Source organism: Metabacillus sp. 84, from assembly GCF_050107715.1.
GTDB lineage: Bacteria > Bacillota > Bacilli > Bacillales > Bacillaceae > Metabacillus_B.
This window is the reverse complement of the sequence record NZ_JBNILN010000001.1, coordinates 290,164-312,896: the sequence shown is the minus strand read 5'-3', so window position 1 is coordinate 312,896 and position 22,733 is coordinate 290,164. Positions and strand designations below refer to the sequence as shown.

Genomic DNA, 22,733 nt, shown 5'->3' with positions numbered 1-22,733 from the left:
TGACCTGGATCATTCCGGTCACAAATGAGTCTTCTTCATCAGCAGCTCATTTTTAGCAAAAAGGCTGTGTGCGCAGCCCAATGACCTTTTAACATGAAAGGACGGCTTAGCTATGAGAAAACCGATCATTGCAGGTAACTGGAAAATGAACAAAACAATGGCAGAAGCGAAAAGCTTTGCTGAAGAAGTAAAAAGCCTTGTTCCTTCATCTGAACAAGTAGATGCGGTAGTCTGTTCACCGGCTCTATTCCTTGACCGTCTTGTAGAGATTGCAAAGGGAACAGATCTGAAAATCGGTGCGCAAAACATGCACTTCGAAGAAAATGGTGCTTTTACCGGAGAAGTAAGCCCAGTTGCGCTTAAAGATCTTGGTGTAGAGTATGTCATCCTTGGCCACTCTGAGCGCCGCGAAATGTTCTCAGAAACAGATGAAACAGTAAACAAGAAAACTCTTGCTGCATTCAGCCACGGCCTGAAACCAATCGTTTGCTGCGGAGAAACGCTTGAAGAGCGTGAATCCGGAAAAACAAACGAGCTTGTTGGAAACCAGGTTAAAGCGGCACTTTCCGGTCTTTCAGAAGATCAGGTTAAACAAACGGTTATCGCCTATGAGCCAATCTGGGCAATCGGAACAGGCAAATCTTCTTCTGCAGAGGATGCAAACGAAGTATGTGCTTATATCCGCAAAGCGGTAGCAGAACAATTTTCACAGGAGGCAGCAGATGCAGTCCGCATTCAATACGGCGGAAGCGTAAAGCCTGCCAACATTAAGGAATACATGGCCCAATCCGATATCGACGGCGCACTTGTCGGCGGAGCAAGCCTTGAAGCTCAATCTTTTGTTCAATTGCTTGAGGGTGGAAAGAATGAGTAAGAAACCCGTAGCACTGATTATCCTGGACGGCTTCGGCCTTCGCGGTGAAACAGAAGGAAATGCTGTAGCACAGGCGAAAAAGCCGAATTTTGACCGATACTGGGAGCAATACCCGCATTCAACTCTTACTGCCAGCGGTGAAGCAGTTGGCCTTCCTGACGGCCAGATGGGGAACTCTGAAGTAGGACACTTGAATATCGGTGCAGGAAGAATTGTGTACCAAAGCTTAACGCGTGTAAACGTGGCAATCCGTGAAGGCGAGTTTGAAAAAAACCAAACCTTCCTGGATGCGATGGAAAGTGCGAAAAAAAACGGCACAGCCCTTCATCTTGCAGGCCTGCTTTCAGACGGCGGAGTTCACAGCCACATTGAACACCTCTTTGCCCTGCTGAAGCTTGCAAAATCTGAAGGTGTTGAAAAAGTATACGTTCACGGCTTCCTTGACGGACGAGACGTCGGCCCTCAAACAGCTGAAAAGTATATCAAAGCCCTGCAGGAAAAACTTGAAGAGTATGGCGGCGAGCTTGCAACTGTTTCTGGACGCTATTATTCCATGGACCGCGACAAACGCTGGGACCGTGTGGAAAAAGCGTACCGTGCAATGGTTTACGGCGAGGGCCCGGACTACCGTGACCCAATGGAGCTTGTAAAAGACTCTTACGAAAACGGAATCCATGATGAATTCGTGATTCCTTCTGTCATGACGAAGGAAGATGGTACACCGGTAGGAACGATTCAGGACAATGACAGTGTCATTTTCTACAACTTCCGTCCCGACCGTGCGATTCAAATTTCCAATACCTTTACGAATGCTGATTTCAGAGAATTTGACCGCGGCGAAAAAGCACCTGCGAATCTTCACTTTGTCAGCCTGACTCGCTTCAGTGAGACCGTTAAAGGATTTGTCGCATTCAAGCCTGTAAACCTGGATAATACAATTGGGGAAGTACTGGCACAAAACAACTTAAGACAGCTTCGGATCGCTGAAACCGAGAAATATCCGCACGTTACGTTCTTCATGAGCGGAGGACGTGAAGAGGAGTTCGAAGGGGAGACGCGAATTCTGATCGACTCGCCAAAGGTTGCCACATATGATCTGCAGCCTGAGATGAGTGCGTACGAAGTAGCAGATGCTTTGCTTGAAGAAATTTACGGCGATAAGCAGGATGCCATCATTCTGAACTTTGCCAATCCTGATATGGTCGGCCATTCAGGGAAAGTGGAACCAACGATTAAAGCGATTGAAGCCGTTGATGAATGCTTAGGCAAAGTAGTGGATGCCATCCTTGAAAAAGGCGGCACTGCGATTATCACAGCAGACCACGGGAATGCAGATGTCCTGATTTCAGAAAACGGCGAGCCTCATACAGCTCATACAACGAATCCTGTTCCGGTTATCGTAACAAAACAGGGATTGGAGCTGCGTGAAGACGGAATCCTGGGAGACCTTTCTCCTACAATGCTTGACCTGCTTGAAGTGGATCAGCCGGGCGAAATGACAGGTAAATCCTTAATCAAATAAAGGCTATGTTAAAACAAGCTGCTGCCACAGATTGATTGGGCTGAAGGCGAACGCCTGCCAGCTGCAATCTGAAGCCAATTAAAATAAAAATTTTTTAACTCAAAGGAGAGAAATTAAATGCCAGCTATTGTTGATGTATATGCACGTGAAGTCCTTGACTCCCGCGGAAACCCGACTGTTGAAGTAGAAGTATACACAGAATCAGGCGCATTCGGACGCGCACTAGTTCCAAGCGGCGCTTCTACTGGAGAGCACGAAGCAGTAGAATTGCGCGATGGTGACAAAGACCGTTACCTTGGAAAAGGCGTTCTTCAAGCAGTAGAGAACGTAAACAACGTGATCGCTGAAGAAATCATCGGTCTTGACGTAACAGATCAAGTTGGAATCGACACAATCATGATCGAGCTTGATGGAACTGAAAACAAAGGCAAATTGGGCGCTAACGCAATCCTTGGTGTTTCCATGGCTGTTGCTCATGCTGCTGCTGACTTCGTTGGCCTTCCGCTTTACCGTTACCTTGGCGGATTCAACGCGAAACAGCTTCCAACTCCAATGATGAACATCATCAACGGCGGATCTCATGCTGATAACAACGTAGACTTCCAGGAGTTCATGATCCTTCCTGTTGGAGCACCTACTTTTAAAGAAGCAATCCGTATGGGAGCGGAAGTATTCCACGCTCTTAAATCCGTTCTTAAAGGCAAAGGCCTTAATACAGCTGTTGGTGACGAAGGCGGATTCGCTCCAAACCTTGGTTCCAACCGTGAAGCTCTTGAAGTAATCGTTGAAGCCATCACGCAAGCTGGCTACGAAGCTGGCAAAGACATCATGCTTGGCATGGATGTTGCTTCTTCTGAATTCTACAACAAAGAAACCGGCAAGTATGATCTTGCAGGCGAAGGCCGCAACGGATTGTCTTCTGCTGAAATGGTAGACTTCTACGAGCAGCTTGTGAACGAATTCCCGATCATCTCCATTGAAGATGGACTTGACGAAAACGACTGGGATGGCCACAAGCTTCTTACAGACCGCATCGGCGGCAAAGTACAATTGGTTGGAGATGACCTATTCGTAACGAACACGAAAAAACTTGCTCAAGGAATCGAGCAAGGTGTAGGAAACTCTATCCTGATCAAAGTGAACCAAATCGGTTCCCTTACTGAAACATTTGAAGCCATTGAAATGGCAAAACGCGCTGGCTACACAGCTGTTGTATCCCACCGTTCAGGTGAAACAGAAGATGCTACCATCGCTGACATCGCTGTTGCAACAAACGCTGGCCAAATCAAAACAGGTTCTATGAGCCGTACAGACCGTATCGCAAAATATAACCAGCTTCTTCGCATCGAAGACGAGCTTGGCGGTCTTGCGATCTATGATGGCATGCAGTCTTTCTACAACCTTAAAAAATAAGGCGTAGATGAAATAAGGAGCTGACGTAAAAGGATGGAACCATCCTTTTACTGTCAGCTCCTTTTTTTGCAGTTATTACATTTCTGCTTATCTTTAATTACGATCTCCAGAAGAACTTTGTTCACAATCTATGGCCGGAAGGTTTGGGCTACAGTTCCTTTGCCGGCCGATACCGCTGCCTCTGCATAGGCTCCATTTATAAACGTGATTTGAGGCGGTACATGACCGCAATCGATGTCGTAGATGACAGGGATATTCAGCTCCTCTGCAAGCTCCCGGTAGACATCCTCTGCCGTATATCCGTTCACCGGCTCATTCGCCGCACTCCTGCCAAACAGCAGACCGGAGCTGTTTTCAAACCATCCAGCAAGCCTCATTTGAACAAGCGACCTTCTTAAATCCGTTGTGCTCAATTCGCAGTTCTCCAAATACCAAAGGACAGGCTCATTTTTCGTTTTCTCCTGAAAACCCGCTGTGTCTCCAAAAGGCGTGCCAATCAGATGCCGGATTACATCAATACAGCCTCCGAGAAGCCTTCCATGGAATTTTTCACTGTGTCCAGAGACTGTTTTCCAATAGGTTGGTTCAGTTAAGTGGAAAACGGAGGGAGAAGGGTTATCGAAATCCCACTTGTCTTGATAAAGCCGGGAAGATTCCTGCAAAACCGTTTGCCCTGTTTTTGTGGATAAAACATCTTGCCACTTTGCTGTAGTTTCGTCTGAATACTCGCCTCTGAGGTCAATCAAATTTGTCCCGTGTGCAGTAGCAATTCCGGTTTTTAACGTGATGGCCAGCAGCAGAACACTCAAATCAGAGTAGCCCAATACCCACTTCGGTTTTATTTGCTGAAAATCTACAAACTCGAGCATTTCAATCAGCAGCTCCCCGCCCCATGGGGGAATGACGATGCCAATGCTGTCACTGGCCATCATTGCATTAAACTCAGCTGCCCTTACAGCAGCAGGGGCGGACTTCGCTTTATTCTGCCGCCAGATCGTATCCCCGCATACTGTACCGAATCCTTTTTCCTCCATTCGGCTGCAGGATTGCCGGATCAGCTCATGCAGCTCCTTTTCTACTCCGGAAGAAGGAGCCGTAACCCCTATTACCGCTCCTTTATCCAAATAAGGATAGGTGATCATCCTATTAGCCTCCTTTGTTTCTGTCATTTTACAGGAAATGGTCGGTTGGTGCGATAACTGATTTTGTCGAATGTAGGAGATCGGTGTCGGTTGGCCCGTATCCGTACAGAGTTGGCCCGTAAATGGGGAGAGTTGGCCCGTAAATGGGGAAAGCTGGCCCGTATCAGGACAGAGTTGGCCCGCAAATGGGGAAAGTTGGCCCGTATCCGGACAGAGTTGGCTAGCAAATGGGGAAAGTTGGCCCGTATCCGGACAGAGTTGGCCCGCAAATGGGGAAAGCTGGCCCGTATTCGGGCAGAGTTGGCTCGCAAATGGGGAGAGTTGGCCCGTATCCGGACAGAGTTGGCCCGCAAACGGGGAAAGCTGGCCCGTAAATGGGGAAAGCTGGCCCGTATCCGGACAGAGTTGGCCCGCAAATGGGGAAAGTTGGCCCGTATCCGGACAGAGTTGGCCCGCAAATGGGGAAAGCTGGCCCGTATCCGTACAGAGTTGGCCCGTATCCTGTCAAGCTGACCCACATCGAGGAATAACCGGCCCGGATCATAAAAAACTCTTTGTTTAGCAGAAGGTGTTCTCCCGCTTCAGCTTTAAAAATTATTGACAGCATCCGAGCCCTATTGTACTAAGGCTTTCCTTATGGTACATTTAAACCAATGCAAACGTGTTCCAGGAGGTGTAGTCTATGCATACCTTGCTAATTGTTTTGTTGGTTATAACTTGTCTTGCACTTATTACAGTAGTTCTATTGCAATCCAGTAAAAGCACAGGGTTATCCGGCGCGATCTCAGGCGGAGCAGAGCAGCTTTTCGGAAAGCAAAAAGCCCGCGGCCTTGATTTGATTCTGCACCGTGTAACAATTGTTCTCTCCGTGCTTTTCTTCGTATTAACAATTGCAATATCTTACTTTAACTTATAAGATGCAGAAGGAGGTCTGAATACAGACCTCTTTTTTATTTCCCGGCACATATACAGCAGCTGGAATGCTTGTCGAAATCTCCCGAATAGCCGATATAATGGTAATTCGGCCGATAAAATCAAAACTCGGTCGATATCCGCCGTACATCAGCCGATATAAGTTTAATCTTCGGCGATTTTAGAAGTTTTCACCAGTTGAAGCCGTGTAAAAACGTCGATGAACGGCTTTAATGGGTGTTTTGCATTTTTTCAAGCTCTGTTCCCTATAAAAATGCCTCCTTACACCCGGATTTGCCGCAGGCTTGGCAGAACATCCTCTCCCACAGCGCCCTGCGCTTTTCTTTTCCCCGAACGTTTGTTTAAATAGAAAAGAGGGAGAATACACATAAGATCCAGCAACTATTCAACTGGCGAAAAAGGAGATTCAGCTATGAGAAAAGTGATGCCTAAGCCTTTTTTCTTTGAAGGCGGAGAGAAAGCGGTCCTGCTGCTGCACGGATTTACAGGAAATACAGCGGATGTCCGAATGCTTGGACGATATTTGAATGAACGGGGCTATACATGTCATGCCCCTCAATATAAAGGACATGGTGTTCCGCCTGAGGAGCTGGTTCATACAGGGCCTGAGGACTGGTGGAAGGATGTTATGGAAGGGTATGAATTCCTGAAGGAGAAGGGCTACGAGCAGATCGCTGTCGGCGGTTTGTCCCTGGGCGGGGTATTTTCCTTGAAACTGGGTTACACTGTACCAGTAAAGGGTATCGTGACCATGTGCGCCCCCATGTACATAAAGAGTGAAGAAGTCATGTATCAGGGTATTTTGGAGTACGCACGCAATTACAAAAAGTTTGAAGAGAAAAACCCTGAGCAAATTGAGCAGGAGATGAAGGAGTTTGAAAAAACTCCGATGAACACGTTGAAAGCCTTGCAGGAACTGATTGCCGATGTCCGCAAGAACGTGGATATGATTTATTCTCCAGCATTTGTCGTCCAGGCACGCCATGACCACATGATTAATACCGACAGTGCAGATATTATTCATGATGAAGTGGAATCGGATATGAAGCAGCTGAAGTGGTATGAAAACTCCGGCCACGTGATAACCCTTGATAAAGAAAAAGACCAGGTCCATCAGGATGTCTATGAATTCCTGGAGAAACTGGACTGGCAGATATAAGTTAAAGGAGGGATTTAGTTGAACCAGGATATACAAAAGCATGTAGACCATCTTCTCACATTTATGCGTGATGAAGCGTATAAGCCCCTCACCATCCAGGAACTTGAAGACGCATTCGGAGTAGCCGAAGCGGACGTGTTCAGGGATTTTGTGAAAGCACTTGTCCATATGGAGGAGCAGGGTCTTGTTGTTCGCACAAGAAGCAACAGGTACGGTCTTCCTGAAAAAATGAACTTAGTGAAGGGGAAGCTATCCGGCCATGCAAAGGGATTTGCCTTTGTCATTACAGAGGACCCGGCAGATGACGATATTTTTATTCCTCCAAATGAGCTCGGCAATGCGATGCACGGCGATACGGTCCTTGTCCGTGTAAGTTCCAGTTCATCAGGCGCCCGCAAAGAAGGAACCATTATCCGTATTCTGGACCGCGGTATGAAAGAGGTTGTCGGGACCTATACGGAAAGCAAGAATTTCGGTTTCGTCATTGCAGATGACAAAAAAATAGCGAACGATATTTTTATTCCGAGAGATGCTTCAAACGGAGCGGTAGAAGGACACAAAGTTGTAGTGAAGATCACAACCTACCCTGAAGGAAGAATGAGTGCTGAAGGGGAAGTCATTCAGATTCTCGGCCATAAAAATGATCCGGGAGTCGACATTCTGTCGGTCATACATAAGCATGGCCTTCCAGGCGGATTTTCCCCGGATGTGCTGAAGCAGGCGAATGATGTTCCTGATCAGATTAATGAAGAAGATTATAAAGACCGACGTGACCTTCGAAACGAAACCATTGTCACGATCGATGGGGCGGACGCGAAGGACCTTGATGACGCTGTGACGGTAACAAAGCTTGAAAACGGCCACTACAAGCTTGGCGTCCATATCGCGGACGTCAGTCATTACGTAACCGAGGATTCGCCAATTGATGTCGAAGCATTTGACCGTGGGACTAGCGTTTACTTGGTGGACCGGGTTATCCCAATGATTCCGCACCGTTTATCGAACGGATTATGCTCCTTGAATCCTAAGGTAGACCGGCTAACCCTTTCCTGTGAGATGGAAGTCGATGAAACCGGTGACGTTGTAAGCCATGACATTTTTCAAAGCGTAATTAAAACGACAGAAAGAATGACCTACACGGATGTGAACAGCATTCTGGCTCAGGATGAGAAGGTTCGGTCCAAGTATGACACGCTCGTTCCGATGTTTGAAAGAATGGCGGAGCTTGCGCAAATTTTGCGGACCAAACGGATGAACCGCGGTGCCATCGATTTTGATTTTAAAGAAGCGAAGGTTTTAGTCGACAGCGACGGAAAACCATACGATGTCGAGCTGCGCGAACGCGGTGTTGCGGAACGTTTGATTGAGGAATTTATGCTCCTTGCCAACGAAACCGTGGCTGAGCATTTTCACTGGATGAAGGTCCCGTTCATCTACCGTATCCATGAGGATCCGAATGAAGGAAAGCTTCAGCGGTTCCTTGAGTTCATCACGAACTTTGGCTACAGCGTAAAAGGAGCAGGAAATGAGATTCATCCGCGTGCCTTGCAGCAAATTCTTGAAGAAGTGCACGGACAGCCGGAGGAGATGGTCGTCTCCACAGTCATGCTCCGTTCGATGAAGCAGGCGAAGTACGATCCGGAAAGTCTTGGACACTTTGGCCTTGCTACAGAGTTCTATACGCACTTTACCTCGCCGATCCGCCGCTATCCCGATTTAATCGTTCACCGACTTATCCGAACGTACTTAATCCAAGGGAAAACCGACGAGTCTACAAAGCAGAAATGGTCTGAAAAGCTTCCAGCTATTGCAGAACAGACTTCCAACATGGAACGCCGCGCTGTAGAAGCGGAACGTGAAACAGATGATTTGAAAAAATCCGAATACATGCTGGATAAAATCGGGGAAGAGTACGATGGCATCATCAGCTCTGTTACTAATTTCGGGATGTTCATTGAGCTTCCGAATACGATTGAAGGACTCGTACATGTCAGCTACATGACCGATGATTATTACCGCTATGATGAGCGGAGCTATGCAATGATCGGTGAACGCACAGCAAACGTCTACCGAATCGGTGATGAGATTACCGTCCGTGTCGTCAATGTAAACAAGGATGAACGGGCCATTGATTTTGAAATTGTCGGCATGAAAGGAACAAGAAGACGTCCTGTTAAGGATGCGCCAAAATCCATCAGTGCCGGACAGGGCCGCAGAAAAACTACGAAAGAACGCGGCAGCTCAAAGGAACGAAGCGGTTCTCCGGAAGACGGCTGGTCAACACGGGGACCGAAGCCTAAGAAGAAAAAGAAAAAAACGTTTGAAAATGCACCAAAGGCAAAACGGAAGAAGAAGCGGTAACGGATCAGGGCGGTGCCAGGCATCGCCCTTCCCGCTTGATCGGTGCCATGATAAAATAGAGAGAATATAGAGAGTTGAGAGGGGTTTCACATGCCAAAAGGTCAAGGGAAAGTGCTGGCTCAAAATAAAAAAGCCAACCACGATTATTCAATAGAAGAAACATATGAAGCTGGAATTGTTTTGCAGGGAACAGAAATTAAAGCAATCCGTGCGGGAAGAGTCAACTTGAAGGATTCCTTTGCCCGCATTCAGGCCGGGGAGCTGTTTGTCCATAATATGCACGTCAGTCCGTACGAGCAGGGAAACCGCTACAACCACGACCCGCTCAGAACACGCAAGCTTCTCCTCCACAAACGGGAGATCAGCAAGCTGATCGGATTGACCAAGGAAGAGGGCTACGCGCTCGTTCCTTTAAAAATCTATTTGAAAAATGGTTTCGCAAAGGTTTTAGTCGGCCTTGGAAAAGGGAAAAAGAAATATGATAAGCGCGAGGATCTTAAAAAGAAAGAAGCAAAGCGTGATATTGAGCGCGCCTTCCGCGACCGTCAAAAAGACTTTTAACGAGAGTGTGAGATCAAATGTCCTGGATTTACTTCGGAATTGCAGCAGCTTTCATTCTATCTGCCGTACTTGTCTTCCGCAGAAGCAGAAGATAAACATTATTTTACAATTGCAATATCGAGGATATTTGGTATAATAGAACACGTACCGATGATAACTGAATAAGCAACAGCTTATCTTATCACCCGCCCTGTGACGGCCAGACTTCAGCCAGGACCCGATCAGGCAATCCCGTATTCCTATTCGGATAAAAGCCTAACCGCTTTTACTCTTATAATGGGGACGTTACGGATTCGACAGGGATAGTTCGAGCTTGGGTTGCGAGCCGAGTCGGCGAGCTCGTTAATAACGCCAACGCCAATAATAACTGGCAAAACTAACAACAACCTCGCTGTAGCTGCGTAACAACAGTTTATAGCGGTTCCTCCCTCCATCGCCCATGTGGTAGGGTAAGGGACTCACTTTAAGTGGGCTACGCCGGATCTCGCCGTCTGAGGGAGAAGGAAGAGAACAACCAGACTAGCTGCCCGGACGCCTGCTGGAAGGCATATGGAGCAGTGAACTAACAATATGCCAGCTACGCTCGTAGACGCTTAAGTGCCGATATTTCTGGACGTGGGTTCGACTCCCACCGTCTCCACCAAATACATACTTTGGTGGCCTATCTTTTTTATAGAATATACCTGTTAAAAGGAAATTCCTTCACTAAGGCATTTCCTTTTTTATTTACAGAGAAAGGCATCCGCTGAACGGATGCCTTTTTTCAGATGCGGTCTTCGTCCGCCCTCCATGCTTGAACGCTTTGCTTAATTTCCTTCGGATTGAGCTTCTCAGCGGCCGCTTTCTCAGCGAGCCCAGGTAATTCCTCATCCGGCGCAAATCTCAAAGCAACGATCTGCTTCATTGTAAGGGCCGGGTTCAGCAGCTTTCCAGTGATCACGAAATGCCGGAGGTTCTCCTCTGCCCGGATTGCGCGGTCCTGGGCCTTGAGCGGATAGATTCGCACTAAAATAAAGATCAGAACCAAGCATATGGAGACGAGAAACATGAACAAGGCCGTAACCACGTCTCCTCCTCCGGCAGCATAAACAATCGCTGCAGCAAGAACAGCCAGAACCAAAATGGTTAATACATAATGATAAAGCGGATGCATCCTAGTATGATTGCTGTAATTTTGTTTTTCCATAGAAATCCCTCCCCAACTGTATTGTATGCTTCAGCGATTTAAGTATAATGGCTACATGAAAAAATAAAAAGGATGAAGAAATTTGATGATTTTAAAGTAACCTCTTCCAGCTATATCCTGAGCAAAAAATCACAGCAGAGCTGGCTCCTGGAATGCCAGTTATCCTTATATCGAATCTCAATCAAACCTCCAGTCACAAAAAGGCATACCTGAACAATCCATAGTATAACGGCCCAAGAAATACAACCAAACTTCCCCCAATGACAAGCGGACGCGCGGATTTAGGAATTTCTTCGTAGATGGCTTCTCCGTTTATTTCCTTCAGTTTAAAGCTGAAAATAATATCCCACAGCAGCCCGCCAAAAAACACAAACTTCCATAAGAGCGGACTGAAAAAGCTTGAATCTGTCACATATCCCATTAACCCGATCCAGGTGATGACAGAGATAACAAAATCCAGGCGAAACAAATTTGTCTTATATCCGCCTTTTAATAAAAATCCGATTGCGGCTGTACCGAGAATTCCTAAGTAAATGACCCATAAAATATGTACCACTTGATCTACCTGCTTTCTATCATAATGGCTGCAGCTTCCAAATGCCGTATAGAGCTGCTTTCCTAACCCGCAACTATCATTATAGCTCATGCGATGCATGCTGCAGAAGATGAAGATTTCCGATGATTACTTCCAAGTGCCTATCCCACAAAAAAGTGCCTTCTATTCATATCCTGATTTTTAGGGAATACTATTAATATCTTGTCAGCATATGACGAGTACAACTCATTAAGGAGATGTAAGCATGAATATACAGTCATTGACTTTAAATAATGGAATACAGATGCCGGAGCTAGGGTATGGGGTGTTTCGCGTTGAGGAAGGCCCCGAGCTTGCGAAGGCTGTCAAAGCTGCCATTCAGATTGGCTACCGCAGCATCGATACCGCGTCCATTTACGGAAATGAAAAAAGTGTAGGGGATGGAATCAGACAGGCGATTGAAGAGGGACTGGTTTCGAGAGAAGAATTATTTGTGACGTCCAAAGTATGGAATGATGGGTTATCTTTTGATGAAACGGTCGCTGCGTACGAAGAGAGCCTGGTGAAAATGGGCTTGGATTATCTTGACCTTTACTTAATCCATTGGCCTGGGAAGGATAAATATCAGGAGTCCTGGAAAGCTCTTGAAGCTCTTTATAAAGAAAGCCGCGTAAAAGCCATCGGAGTAAGCAACTTCCAGGTTCACCACTTACAAAGTCTGCTTAAGGATGCCGAAGTGAACCCGGTCATTAACCAGATTGAATTTCATCCTAAGCTGACCCAAAAAGAAGTGAGGGAATATTGCCTGGAGCAAAACATCCAAGTCGAGGCATGGTCCCCGCTCATGAATGGGGACCTGCTGAAAAATGAAACGATTCAAGGGATTGCCAAGGCTCATAACAAATCGGCTGCCCAGGTCGTTCTTCGCTGGGACCTGCAGCATGGGGTCATCACGATTCCAAAATCGATGAATGAAACAAGAATGCGTGAAAACATCAGTCTTTATGATTTCACCTTAACCGGAGAACAAATGGACCAGCTGGACGCTTTAAACGAAAACACCCGCAGCGGTCCAGATCCTGATGAATTTGATTTTAAAATGTAAAAGAGGCGCTTTGGAGGATCAGCATGCTGATTCTTCAGAGCGGCTTTTTTTATTTTGTCTTGATTAGTCTTAAAATTACATCAATTATTGAAGATAGGAAGGCAACCTGGATTATAAATATAATTACAAAGGATAAGAGTACAGGGAGCTGTGCGGTAGAAAAATGAAGAAACTCCATGAGAATCTTTTTACTATAAAGGGTTATCAATTAAAAGAGGAATTTCCATATTATTGTCGAAAATCTAAGTCACTATTTAATAAAAACAATCGAGAGGAAGTGTTTTATGCCGTTTATTGCTCATATTCGCGAAATTGATGGGGAAATTCAAACAGTGGAACAGCATCTGATAGCTGTAAAGAGTCTTGCGGAAGTGTTAGGAGATAAGTTGAATGTTCGTCATTTAGCTGGTCTGGCGGGTATGCTGCATGATCTGGGTAAATTTTCTGAAGAATTCAGGTGTTACATTATTGAAGCAGTCAAAAATCCTGATGCGCCGCCAAAGAGAGGGAGTGTAGATCATTCTACTGCGGGGGGTAGATTGCTTTATCAGCTGTATCATGCACCAACCAATTCTTCTTCTGAAAAAATGGTTGCCCAGATTGTTGGAAATACGATAATTTCACATCACTCTGACTTGCAAGACTACATGTCACCTGACTTATCTTCACCATTTCTAACAAGAGTAAGAGATAAAGAGGCGCCTGAACTCGCTAAGATGGATACCATTAGTAGTTTGTTTTTCTCAAAAGTTATTTCAAGAGAAGCTTTTGCAGATTATGTTAGGAAAGCCATACAAGAGTTTGATGCTTACATAGCGTCCAATAAGGAGGATAGGTTGGAGAAAAAGGTCTTTTTTTTGACCAAGTTTCTCTTTAGTACTCTAATTGATGCTGATCGAACAGATACGAGGATATTTGAAGAGAAAAGTAAGATCGAGAATGCAAATGGGAGCGAAAAGCTTCAGCAATATTACACGAAGTTACTCCAATATGTGGCCACCTTTTCAGCAGATACACCAATAAATGCTTTACGTGCAAGAATGTCTATTGAATGTGAACAGCATGCTAAAAAGCCCTCAGGTATCTACACGCTATCCATTCCAACCGGTGGAGGCAAAACGCTCTCCAGTCTAAGGTACAGCCTTAAGCATAGCATCACCCACGGCAAACAACGAATCATTTATATTGTTCCATACACAACCATCATTGAACAAAACGCTGAGGAAGTAAGGTGCATTTTACAGGATGAAGAGGGGATACTCGAACATCATTCTAATGTAATATACGATCAAGAAGATGACGATGAGTCCACGGAAGGAGCCCATACAACTCCGCAAAAACTTATGCTTGCAAAAGATAATTGGGATTCTCCCATTATTTTTACGACACTGGTACAGTTTCTTAATGTTTTTTATGCGAAAGGGAATCGCAATACAAGAAGGCTCCATAATTTAACCAATGCAGTGGTGATTTTTGACGAGGTACAAAAGGTCCCGACAAATTGTATATCCATGTTTAATGAGGCACTTAATTTTCTATACAGTTATGGGAGAAGTTCGATTTTGTTATGTACAGCTACTCAGCCGGCTCTAGATCTTGTGAGAAACAAGTTGAGACAAACAAAAGACGCCGAGATTATTAAAAACATTGATAGAATAATAGACGAGTTTAAAAGAGTGGAAATCGTTGATTTGGCATCGAAACAAATCTTTACAACAGATGCATTAGCACAGTTAGTCGAAGATCATTCGCTTCACTACAAAAGTCAGTTAATCATTCTGAACACAAAAAAAGCAGTAAAAGATCTTTACGAAACACTTAAAGAAAAAATGCCTGCAGCCTCGATAAAGCATCTAAGTACATCAATGTGTCCTGCTCACCGGAAAGAAATAATAGAAGAAACTAGACAATATCTTCAAGAATTACAGCCGGTTATCCTCATTAGTACTCAGTTAATTGAAGCGGGTGTAAACATTAGTTTTGAAAGCGTTATTCGATCATTGGCAGGTCTGGATTCCATAGCACAAGCGGCCGGGCGATGTAATAGGCATGGAGAAAAGGAAAGTGGAACCGTATTTGTCATAGATCATCAAGAAGAGCAGCTCTCCAAGTTGAAAGAAATACAGGTCGGAAAAATTATCACAAAAAAAATGCTTCTAGACCAAGATTGTTTCCAAAAAAAATGTTGAACTTTTATCAAGAAAAATTATGAATCGATATTTTCAGGAATTTTATCATGAGCTGAAAGATAAATTTGACTATTCTATAAAGTCTTTGGATCAAAAAATGTGGGACATTTTAGTGGAGACAAGGAGTTCAGCAGCATACTTTCGTGCACGTATGAGCAGGGATAACGTGCAAATACCCTTATTCTTTGTGAACAGTTATAAAACAGCTAGCGCTCATTTCGAGGTCATTCCCCAAACAACAATAACGGTAATCGTACCATACGGTGAGGGAAATAACATTATTGCCGATTTAAACGGAGAAAAGTCAATTCACAACCTTTCTGTCACTTTAAAACGAGCACAACAGTTTGCAGTTAACATCTTTTCGCATGAATTCAATCAACTGAGTAAGGAACATGCCATAAAACCACTGCTGGATGGCCAAGTTTATGCTCTCTATGAAACGGCTTACCATGAAGAGTATGGAGTTGATATAACGGCAAATAGTAGCAGTAGCTTTTATGGGTACTAAACACGAAAAGAACCTATCTTTCGATTAAAAGGTAGGTTCTTTTTATCGTATATTATATTTTTCAATCCACGCTCATAGAAGCGACAAAAAAATTGTACCACAATAAACACAATTGAGAAATAAAGTTCATATAGTATACAATAAATTAATTTACTGGGAATACTTTACATAATTATGGATAATATGGTAATTTATAATTAGAAAATAAATAAAAAAAAAGGAGGGTTTGGTATTTGAGGAATTCTATTGAATTTGAAGTATATGCAAAGTACGCTCTGTTTACCGATCCCTTGACGAAACTTGGTGGGGAAAAGCTTTCTTACCAAATACCCACATACCAAGCGCTTAAAGGAATAGTAGAGAGCATCTACTGGAAGCCCACGATCATGTATATAATTGATTCTTTAAGAATAATGAGTCCAATCCAAATGGAGTCAAAGGGTATTAGACCCATTGAGTATGGAGGAGGAAACACTCTTGCGAACTATACATATTTGAAAGATGTGCGGTATAGAGTGCGAGCTCACTTCATCTTTAACCCGCACCGTCCTGATTTAGCTTTCGACCGAAACGAAAACAAGCATTACTCTATTCTAAAGCGTTCCTTAAAAGTAGGAGGGAGAAGAGATATCTTTCTTGGGACCCGAGAATGTCAAGGGTACGTAGAACCTTGTGTATTTGACGAAGAAACCGGCTTTTATGATGAAATGAACTTGCACTTCGGTACAATGGTTCACGGAATTAATTATCCAGATGAGATAGGGAAAAATGAAATCAGTATAAGGCTTTGGAATCCAGTGATGAGAAAGGGAGTCATTGACTTCCCGCGACCAGATCAATGCACCATGGTCCGTCCACTTGGCCAAATGGAAGCAAAGACTTTTGATGAGTCCAACATGGAATCTGTAGAACAGTCGGAAGTGAGATTTATGTAGGAGGTGATGCTATGAGTTGGCTATTAGATCTTTATGAAACATATGAAGTAAATCAACATCAAGTAGGAAAAGCCTTTGAAAAATATAACGGACAAACATTTACTCTTCTTCCTATTTCTCATACGACACAGAATGCCCACATTGAAGTAGAGATTACAGAAGAAGGCGACTTCCATTCTGGCCGGGTGTTATCCAAGGACGAATTGAACACGTTAATTCCTTCTAGAGAAGATGCTGCCAGCAGGGCAGGATCAGTAGTTGCTCCTTACCCTCTTCATGATAAACTCATTTACGTTGCAGGGGATTATGACAAATTTGTAGATGGTGGTAAAGCCGAACATTTTAATAGATACATAGATAATTTATCAGAATGGGTTCACTCCCCCTTTTCAAATAATAAAGTCAACGCCATTTATACCTATTTAAAGAAAGCGACCTTAATTAAAGATTTGGTAGAAGCAAAAATATTATTTTTAGATAATTCAAATAGGTTGATAGGTAAATGGGACAAGCAATACGAAAATCTACACACGACTAAACCAGACATTTTCAGTGTTCTTCCATCAGAACAAGAAAGTGCATTCGTCCGTTTTAATGTCCGTGCTAGCGGTTTTATAGAAAAGGTATGGGAGGATATGGATTTCATAGATTCCTATATTCTCTATTATCAAGGTGTTTTGGGTGAGTCGGATATTTGTTATGTTACGGGTGAAATAATGCCGAGCACCGAACGACATACGAATAAAATCCGTAATGCTGGTGACAAAGCAAAATTAATCTCCTCCAATGATAAAAGCGGATTTACTTATCGAGGTCGATTTAGGGAGAGTAAACAAGCTGTGAGTATAAGCTATGAGGTATCACAAAAAGCCCATAATGCCCTCAAGTGGCTTATTCAATACCAAGGAAAACAAGTAGATCTGCGCGTTTTTTTAATATGGAGTAAGAAACTAGAGGAATTACCAGATCCGTTAGCTGACCCGTTTTACTTAGAATCAGACCCGATAAGTCAACATTCTTTTACAAACAAAGAGTTTGCTAAAGAAGTCGGTAAAGCTATCTCGGGTTATAAGAGCAACTTAACTATAAATTCATCTGTAAATATCATGACACTGGATGCGGCAACACCTGGCAGGTTAGCTGTTTTATACTATCGAAATATGGATTCTTCTCTATACTTAGAACGACTAAAGAATTGGTTTTCGAATGGGGTATGGCTTCATCGCTTTAAGCGGAACGACGAAAAAGTGGTTCAATTCTTGGGTGTTCCTTCCCCGAAAGAAATTGCGTTCGCTGTTTATGGGTCAAAAACAAACGATAAAGTGGTGAAGGAATTAATCGAGCGCTTATTACCCTGCATCGTAGACCAAAAGCCTGTACCAGTTGATATTACGCGTAGAGCTGTTCAGCGTGCATCAAATCCAGTGTCCATGGAAAAGTGGGAATGGGAAAAAACGCTTAGTGTGGCGTGTTCTCTATTGAATAAAAAGGAGGAATATGAAGTGGCTTTAGACATAACAAATAATGAACGGGACTATTTGTTTGGTCGATTACTAGCTGTTGCGGATGTACTAGAAAGACAAGCGTTAGGAAGAGAAGAGACTAGAGCGACGAATGCCATTCGTTATATGAATGCGTATTCTCAGCATCCAGCAAGAACCTGGAAAACAATTCAATCAAGCTTACAACCCTATCAGGCCAAAATGGGAACAGGAGCTGTTTATTTATCAAGAATTATAGACGAGATCGCATCTCAATTTGCACAGGAAGATTTTTCAGACCGGTCTTTATCAGGAAAGTATTTGTTAGGATTTTACAGTCAAAGACATGCCTTGTACCAAAAACGTGAAGAAAAAAGTGAAGTAACAACTAATTAAATTACAGGGGAGAGAAAAACATGAACACATTAAAGAATAAAATTGACTTTGCTGTAATCCTTTCTGTGAAAAATGCTAACCCGAATGGTGATCCATTAAATGGAAATCGTCCAAGGCAAAATTTTGATGGTTATGGTGAGATTTCAGATGTTGCCCTAAAACGTAAAATCCGGAATCGTCTGCAAGATATGGGATTACCTATTTTTGTGCAATCCAATGATCGTACATCGGATGGTTATAATAGTCTGAGAGATCGAGCAGAAGGAAATGAAGAACTAGGTAAAATGTTCAAAAATAAAAAATTATCTAAAGACGAGTTTGCGAAAGTGGCTTCTCAAGAGTGGATAGACGTTCGAGGCTTTGGGCAAGTATTCGCTTTTAAAGGTTCAAAAAATGATGGTGTTTCTGTTGGGGTAAGGGGCCCTGTTTCTATTCATACGGCTACTAGCGTAACTCCCATTGATATAAGCAGCCTGCAAATTACGAAGAGTGTTAATTCTGAGCCCGGAGAAAAAAAAGGATCAGATACAATGGGTATGAAACATCGTGTGGACTTTGGGATGTATGTTTTTTACGGAAGCATGAATACTCAACTTGCCGAGAAGACAGGCTTTACTAATGAAGATGCTGATTATATTAAGGAAGCATTGATTTCATTATTTGATAATGATGCCTCTTCCGCACGGCCTGAAGGAAGCATGGAAGTTCACCAAGTTTATTGGTGGGAGCATAATTCAAAGTTAGGTCAATATTCATCCGCTAAAGTACATAGGCAGCTGGTCATTACCCCATTAACTGATATCCCCAAAAGTCATAACGATTTTAACTTCAAGTTACAAGAATTAGACGGATTAAAAGCGACTGTTTTGAATGGGCGTTAATGAAGAAGAAAAGTTTTTATTGTTGTCAGGTATCCAGCATTTTCGCTTTTGTAAGAGACAGTGGGCACTCATCCATATTGAACAGCAATGGGCTGAAAATGTGAAAACCATTGAGGGACAGCATCTCCATAAAAATGCTGATGACCCATTTAAAAGAGAAAAAAGAGGGAAGAAAATAGTAGTACGAGGAATGCCGATCAAGTCAAATGAGTTGGGGATAACGGGAGTTTGTGACGTTGTAGAGTTCTTACAGAACTCAAACGGTGTACCAATTTTTGGCTGGGAAGGGTCATACCTTCCCTTCCCTGTGGAATACAAGCGAGGAAAACCGAAAAAAAATGATATAGATGTCGTTCAACTTGCCGCCCAAGCAATGTGTCTGGAAGAAATGTTGATGTGTACAGTTGAAACGGGATATATCTACTATCATGAAATAAAACATAGAGAAGAAATCCCTTTAGAAGAACACAAGATTATGGTTCCATCCATTATCCGTGAAATGCATGAATATTACTCAAAAAAATACACACCAAAGGTAAAGGGAGGACCGCATTGCAATAGTTGCTCCCTCCAATCCATGTGCTTACCCAATATGTTATCCAAGCGCCCCGTTAAAAGCTACATAAATGGGGTGATTGGATTATGAAAAAGCTGCTAAACACATTATTTGTCTCTCAACCAGATCTCTATCTTAAATTGGATGGAGATAACATAGTTCTAACAGCCGATCAAAATACTGTAGCAAGAATTCCATTACACAATTTAGAGGCAATCGTAATGTTTGGGTATAAAGGAGTTAGTCCTGCATTAATGGGCTATTGTGCAGAAAGAGATATTCAACTTGTGTTTTTTTCAATGTCCGGTCGCTACCAGGCAAGAGTCATAGGGAAAAGTAGAGGAAACGTAGTTTTAAGAAAAAAACAATATCAAGTATCCGAACAAGAAAACGAATCGGCCAAGATTGCTCGAAATTTTATCGTTGGAAAAATTTTTAATTGCAAATGGATACTTGAACGGGCATCAAGAGACCACCCAATGCGTTTAGACGTAGCACAATTTAAACAAACCTCCAGGCTTTTGACTAGCCTTATGCAAGAAGTTAGAATATGTGAAGATTTAGAAAGGTTAAGAGGATTAGAAGGTCAAGCAGCATTAGCATATAATAGATTGTTCGACCAATTAATCCTGCAACAAAAAGAAGATTTTTTCTTCCTTCATCGAACAAGAAGACCCCCTCTTGATAATGTAAATGCAATGTTATCATTTGCATACACGTTGTTAGCGAATGAAGTTGCCTCCGCTTTGGAAGGTGTTGGATTAGATTCATATGTGGGGTTCCTTCATCGTGATAGACCTGGAAGAATATCCTTAGCGCTGGACGTAATGGAGGAACTGCGCGGAATATTTGCCGACAGATTTGTACTGTCTGTGATCAATAAAAAAGTTATTCAAGCCAGCGACTTCATCCAAAAAGAAAACGGGGCAGTAATAATGACAGATGATGGTAGAAAAAGATTTTTAGCTGCTTGGCAATCCAAAAAGCAAGAAAAAATAACTCATCCTTACCTAGGAGAAAAAATAGCATGGGGTCTTGTTCCCCACGCCCAAGTTCTTCTGCTTGCAAGATATTTAAGAGGTGACCTTGATGAATATCCTCCATTTTTCTGGAAGTAGGGTGATGGGATGCTAGTATTAGTAACATATGATGTAAGTACAGTCACCAGTGGGGGGCAAAAAAGATTAAGACGTGTTGCAAAGGCTTGTCAAAACGTTGGACAGCGTGTCCAAAATTCTGTTTTTGAGTGTATTGTAGACGCTACACAACTAGCAAGATTAAAAATAGAATTAATTCAGATCATCAATGAAGAGCATGATAGCATCCGTTTCTATATTTTAGGGAAAAATTATGAAAACAAGGTAGAACACTTCGGGACAAAAGAAAGCATTAATCTTGAAGAGCCTCTCCTGTTTTAGTGCGAGAGTGAAGTGCACATAATATCCCAGGGAGATTCGCACTTGAAATTGATGGGAATAAACCAATAATCAGTAGAAAATTATGTTTTCTTAGTAGTTTCTAAGGGAGAATAGCATTTTTGCTTGTGTAAAACTTCTTTTTGAGGCAAAAATCGCTGTCGCACTCTATGTGAGTGCGTGGATTGAAATCGCGCTGTCCTTGTGCTACTATTTTATCAGGATTAGTCGCACTCTATGTGAGTGCGTGGATTGAAATTTGCTTCTCTCTCCGCCTCTGGTGTAATCGCGACGTCGCACTCTATGTGAGTGCGTGGATTGAAATTCCCGGCGTTTGACACAATGCGAACAATCCATGGTCGCACTCTATGTGAGTGCGTGGATTGAAATTCCTAACACAATAGATGAAAAGACAACAGTTACCAGTCGCACTCTATGTGAGTGCGTGGATTGAAATATAGCAGGCGGGACAAATGATTACGGTCTGGGTGTCGCACTCTATGTGAGTGCGTGGATTGAAATATGCATTGTTGGTTTAGTGACATACCATGTGTCCGTCGCACTCTATGTGAGTGCGTGGATTGAAATTTTAAACAGGTCGATATCATTTTTTGGTTTTCCTGTCGCACTCTATGTGAGTGCGTGGATTGAAATTGAAGCCTCGTGAGATGATAGCATCACAAACACGTCGCACTCTATGTGAGTGCGTGGATTGAAATTGGCTTCCAGGGGCTTGTGACAAGATCATTGAGCCGTCGCACTCTATGTGAGTGCGTGGATTGAAATTCATTCGTCAAGCCAAGCTGGAGCCGCCGGCTAAGTCGCACTCTATGTGAGTGCGTGGATTGAAATTGCATGGTCAATGTAATCTTGAAAACCGCTGAGGTCGCACTCTATGTGAGTGCGTGGATTGAAATTTCCCATAGGTTTGAGATACAGTTGCCATGATTTGGTCGCACTCTATGTGAGTGCGTGGATTGAAATCAGGGCATATTGTTTTGTCCTGAGATAGTCAACAGTCGCACTCTATGTGAGTGCGTGGATTGAAATTTGACTCAATATGACGAGGGATATGAAGAAGAAAGTCGCACTCTATGTGAGTGCGTGGATTGAAATAGGTGTCACTATATTGCAGGGCATTAGAGGATTTGTCGCACTCTATGTGAGTGCGTGGATTGAAATAACAGAGAGTCCATCATCCGTTTCCAGGAGATTGGGTCGCACTCTATGTGAGTGCGTGGATTGAAATAAACACAAGGCATTATCGCTCAGATGGTACACCGTCGCACTCTATGTGAGTGCGTGGATTGAAATGAAAATATCCTAACACTCCGGAAACCAGGTTACTGTCGCACTCTATGTGAGTGCGTGGATTGAAATTGCGCTTGCTCCTGTGGCTGCTCGCATTTTACTAAGTCGCACTCTATGTGAGTGCGTGGATTGAAATCAAATTGTCGCATCAGTTTATCAGACGTTCGCATGTCGCACTCTATGTGAGTGCGTGGATTGAAATTTGAAGAAATTGTGGCAAAAGAGTTTACAAGGCGGTCGCACTCTATGTGAGTGCGTGGATTGAAA

General features: G+C 43.4%; 17 protein-coding genes, 1 other RNA gene, 1 pseudogene and 1 CRISPR repeat array (1 of these 20 running past the window's edge). Of the genes and pseudogenes, 16 read left to right on the top strand and 3 right to left on the bottom strand.

Going from position 1 to position 22,733, the window contains the following annotated elements; translation table 11 throughout:
* The first annotated feature begins 112 nt into the window (after positions 1-112).
* From tpiA to eno, 3 genes are all read left to right on the top strand, one after another.
* Positions 113-874: a triose-phosphate isomerase gene (gene tpiA / locus ACQCV8_RS01580; protein WP_426842786.1), complete on the top strand. Its 762-nt coding sequence runs from the start codon at positions 113-115 to the stop codon at positions 872-874.
* Positions 867-2,396, top strand: coding sequence for a 2,3-bisphosphoglycerate-independent phosphoglycerate mutase (gpmI, locus tag ACQCV8_RS01575; protein WP_426842785.1), 1,530 nt, complete (start codon positions 867-869; stop codon positions 2,394-2,396). Before tpiA ends, gpmI begins: the two co-directional genes overlap by 8 nt.
* A gap of 117 nt (positions 2,397-2,513) precedes the next feature.
* The gene (gene eno, locus ACQCV8_RS01570) at positions 2,514-3,809 is read left to right on the top strand and encodes a phosphopyruvate hydratase (RefSeq protein WP_426842784.1); all 1,296 of its coding nucleotides are present in this window, start codon (positions 2,514-2,516) and stop codon (positions 3,807-3,809) included.
* A gap of 128 nt (positions 3,810-3,937) precedes the next feature.
* Here the strand turns inward: eno and ACQCV8_RS01565 are convergent, their stop codons facing one another.
* On the bottom strand, positions 3,938-4,951 hold the full coding sequence (locus ACQCV8_RS01565; RefSeq protein ID WP_426842783.1) for a S66 family peptidase: 1,014 nt from the start codon (positions 4,949-4,951) through the stop codon (positions 3,938-3,940).
* 682 nt (positions 4,952-5,633) lie between these two features.
* On the opposite strand from ACQCV8_RS01565, the gene secG reads away from it, so the two are divergent.
* The 5 genes from secG (at position 5,634) to ssrA (ending at position 10,608) form a co-directional block, all read left to right on the top strand.
* Positions 5,634-5,867 carry a preprotein translocase subunit SecG gene (secG, locus tag ACQCV8_RS01560; RefSeq protein ID WP_426842782.1) on the top strand — a complete coding sequence of 78 codons (234 nt, stop codon included), beginning with the start codon at positions 5,634-5,636 and terminating at the stop codon, positions 5,865-5,867.
* A gap of 429 nt (positions 5,868-6,296) precedes the next feature.
* On the top strand, positions 6,297-7,043 hold the full coding sequence (locus ACQCV8_RS01555; protein WP_426842781.1) for an alpha/beta hydrolase: 747 nt from the start codon (positions 6,297-6,299) through the stop codon (positions 7,041-7,043).
* A 63-nt stretch (positions 7,044-7,106) separates the two neighbouring features.
* Positions 7,107-9,404, top strand: coding sequence for a ribonuclease R (rnr, locus tag ACQCV8_RS01550; RefSeq protein WP_426843344.1), 2,298 nt, complete (start codon positions 7,107-7,109; stop codon positions 9,402-9,404).
* A gap of 90 nt (positions 9,405-9,494) precedes the next feature.
* On the top strand, positions 9,495-9,965 hold the full coding sequence (gene smpB, locus ACQCV8_RS01545) for an SsrA-binding protein SmpB (protein WP_426842780.1): 471 nt from the start codon (positions 9,495-9,497) through the stop codon (positions 9,963-9,965).
* A 278-nt stretch (positions 9,966-10,243) separates the two neighbouring features.
* Positions 10,244-10,608: a transfer-messenger RNA gene (gene ssrA, locus ACQCV8_RS01540) on the top strand.
* A 120-nt stretch (positions 10,609-10,728) separates the two neighbouring features.
* Here ssrA and ACQCV8_RS01535 read toward each other — a convergent pair.
* Both ACQCV8_RS01535 and ACQCV8_RS01530 read right to left on the bottom strand, forming a co-directional pair.
* Positions 10,729-11,151 (bottom strand): DUF6526 family protein, encoded by a 423-nt coding sequence (locus ACQCV8_RS01535; protein ID WP_426842779.1) that lies wholly within the window; start codon positions 11,149-11,151, stop codon positions 10,729-10,731.
* Positions 11,152-11,344: 193 nt separating this feature from the next.
* Positions 11,345-11,797 carry a hypothetical protein gene (locus ACQCV8_RS01530; protein ID WP_426842778.1) on the bottom strand — a complete coding sequence of 151 codons (453 nt, stop codon included), beginning with the start codon at positions 11,795-11,797 and terminating at the stop codon, positions 11,345-11,347.
* Between the two features lie 154 nt (positions 11,798-11,951).
* Here ACQCV8_RS01530 and ACQCV8_RS01525 point away from each other — a divergent pair, with 154 nt between their 5' ends.
* The 8 genes and pseudogenes from ACQCV8_RS01525 to cas2 all read left to right on the top strand — a co-directional run bounded on the left by ACQCV8_RS01525 (position 11,952) and on the right by cas2 (position 21,158).
* Positions 11,952-12,791: an aldo/keto reductase gene (locus tag ACQCV8_RS01525; protein WP_426842777.1), complete on the top strand. Its 840-nt coding sequence runs from the start codon at positions 11,952-11,954 to the stop codon at positions 12,789-12,791.
* A gap of 284 nt (positions 12,792-13,075) precedes the next feature.
* Positions 13,076-15,491, top strand: a pseudogene (gene cas3 / locus ACQCV8_RS01520) (CRISPR-associated helicase Cas3').
* A 233-nt stretch (positions 15,492-15,724) separates the two neighbouring features.
* Positions 15,725-16,426: a type I-C CRISPR-associated protein Cas5c gene (gene cas5c, locus ACQCV8_RS01515; protein WP_426842776.1), complete on the top strand. Its 702-nt coding sequence runs from the start codon at positions 15,725-15,727 to the stop codon at positions 16,424-16,426.
* Between the two features lie 11 nt (positions 16,427-16,437).
* Complete coding sequence (gene cas8c, locus ACQCV8_RS01510) at positions 16,438-18,303, top strand: type I-C CRISPR-associated protein Cas8c/Csd1 (protein ID WP_426842775.1); 1,866 nt, start codon at positions 16,438-16,440, stop codon at positions 18,301-18,303.
* Between the two features lie 20 nt (positions 18,304-18,323).
* Positions 18,324-19,184: a type I-C CRISPR-associated protein Cas7/Csd2 gene (gene cas7c, locus ACQCV8_RS01505; protein WP_426842774.1), complete on the top strand. Its 861-nt coding sequence runs from the start codon at positions 18,324-18,326 to the stop codon at positions 19,182-19,184.
* Positions 19,174-19,830, top strand: coding sequence for a CRISPR-associated protein Cas4 (gene cas4, locus ACQCV8_RS01500; RefSeq protein ID WP_426842773.1), 657 nt, complete (start codon positions 19,174-19,176; stop codon positions 19,828-19,830). Before cas7c ends, cas4 begins: the two co-directional genes overlap by 11 nt.
* Positions 19,827-20,858 (top strand): type I-C CRISPR-associated endonuclease Cas1c, encoded by a 1,032-nt coding sequence (gene cas1c, locus ACQCV8_RS01495; RefSeq protein WP_426842772.1) that lies wholly within the window; start codon positions 19,827-19,829, stop codon positions 20,856-20,858. Before cas4 ends, cas1c begins: the two co-directional genes overlap by 4 nt.
* A gap of 9 nt (positions 20,859-20,867) precedes the next feature.
* Entirely contained in the window at positions 20,868-21,158 is a 291-nt protein-coding gene (gene cas2, locus ACQCV8_RS01490) for a CRISPR-associated endonuclease Cas2 (RefSeq protein ID WP_426842771.1), read from the top strand.
* 157 nt (positions 21,159-21,315) lie between these two features.
* Positions 21,316-22,733: direct repeats of the CRISPR family, unit length 32 nt; unit sequence GTCGCACTCTATGTGAGTGCGTGGATTGAAAT; it runs 1,917 nt beyond the window's last position.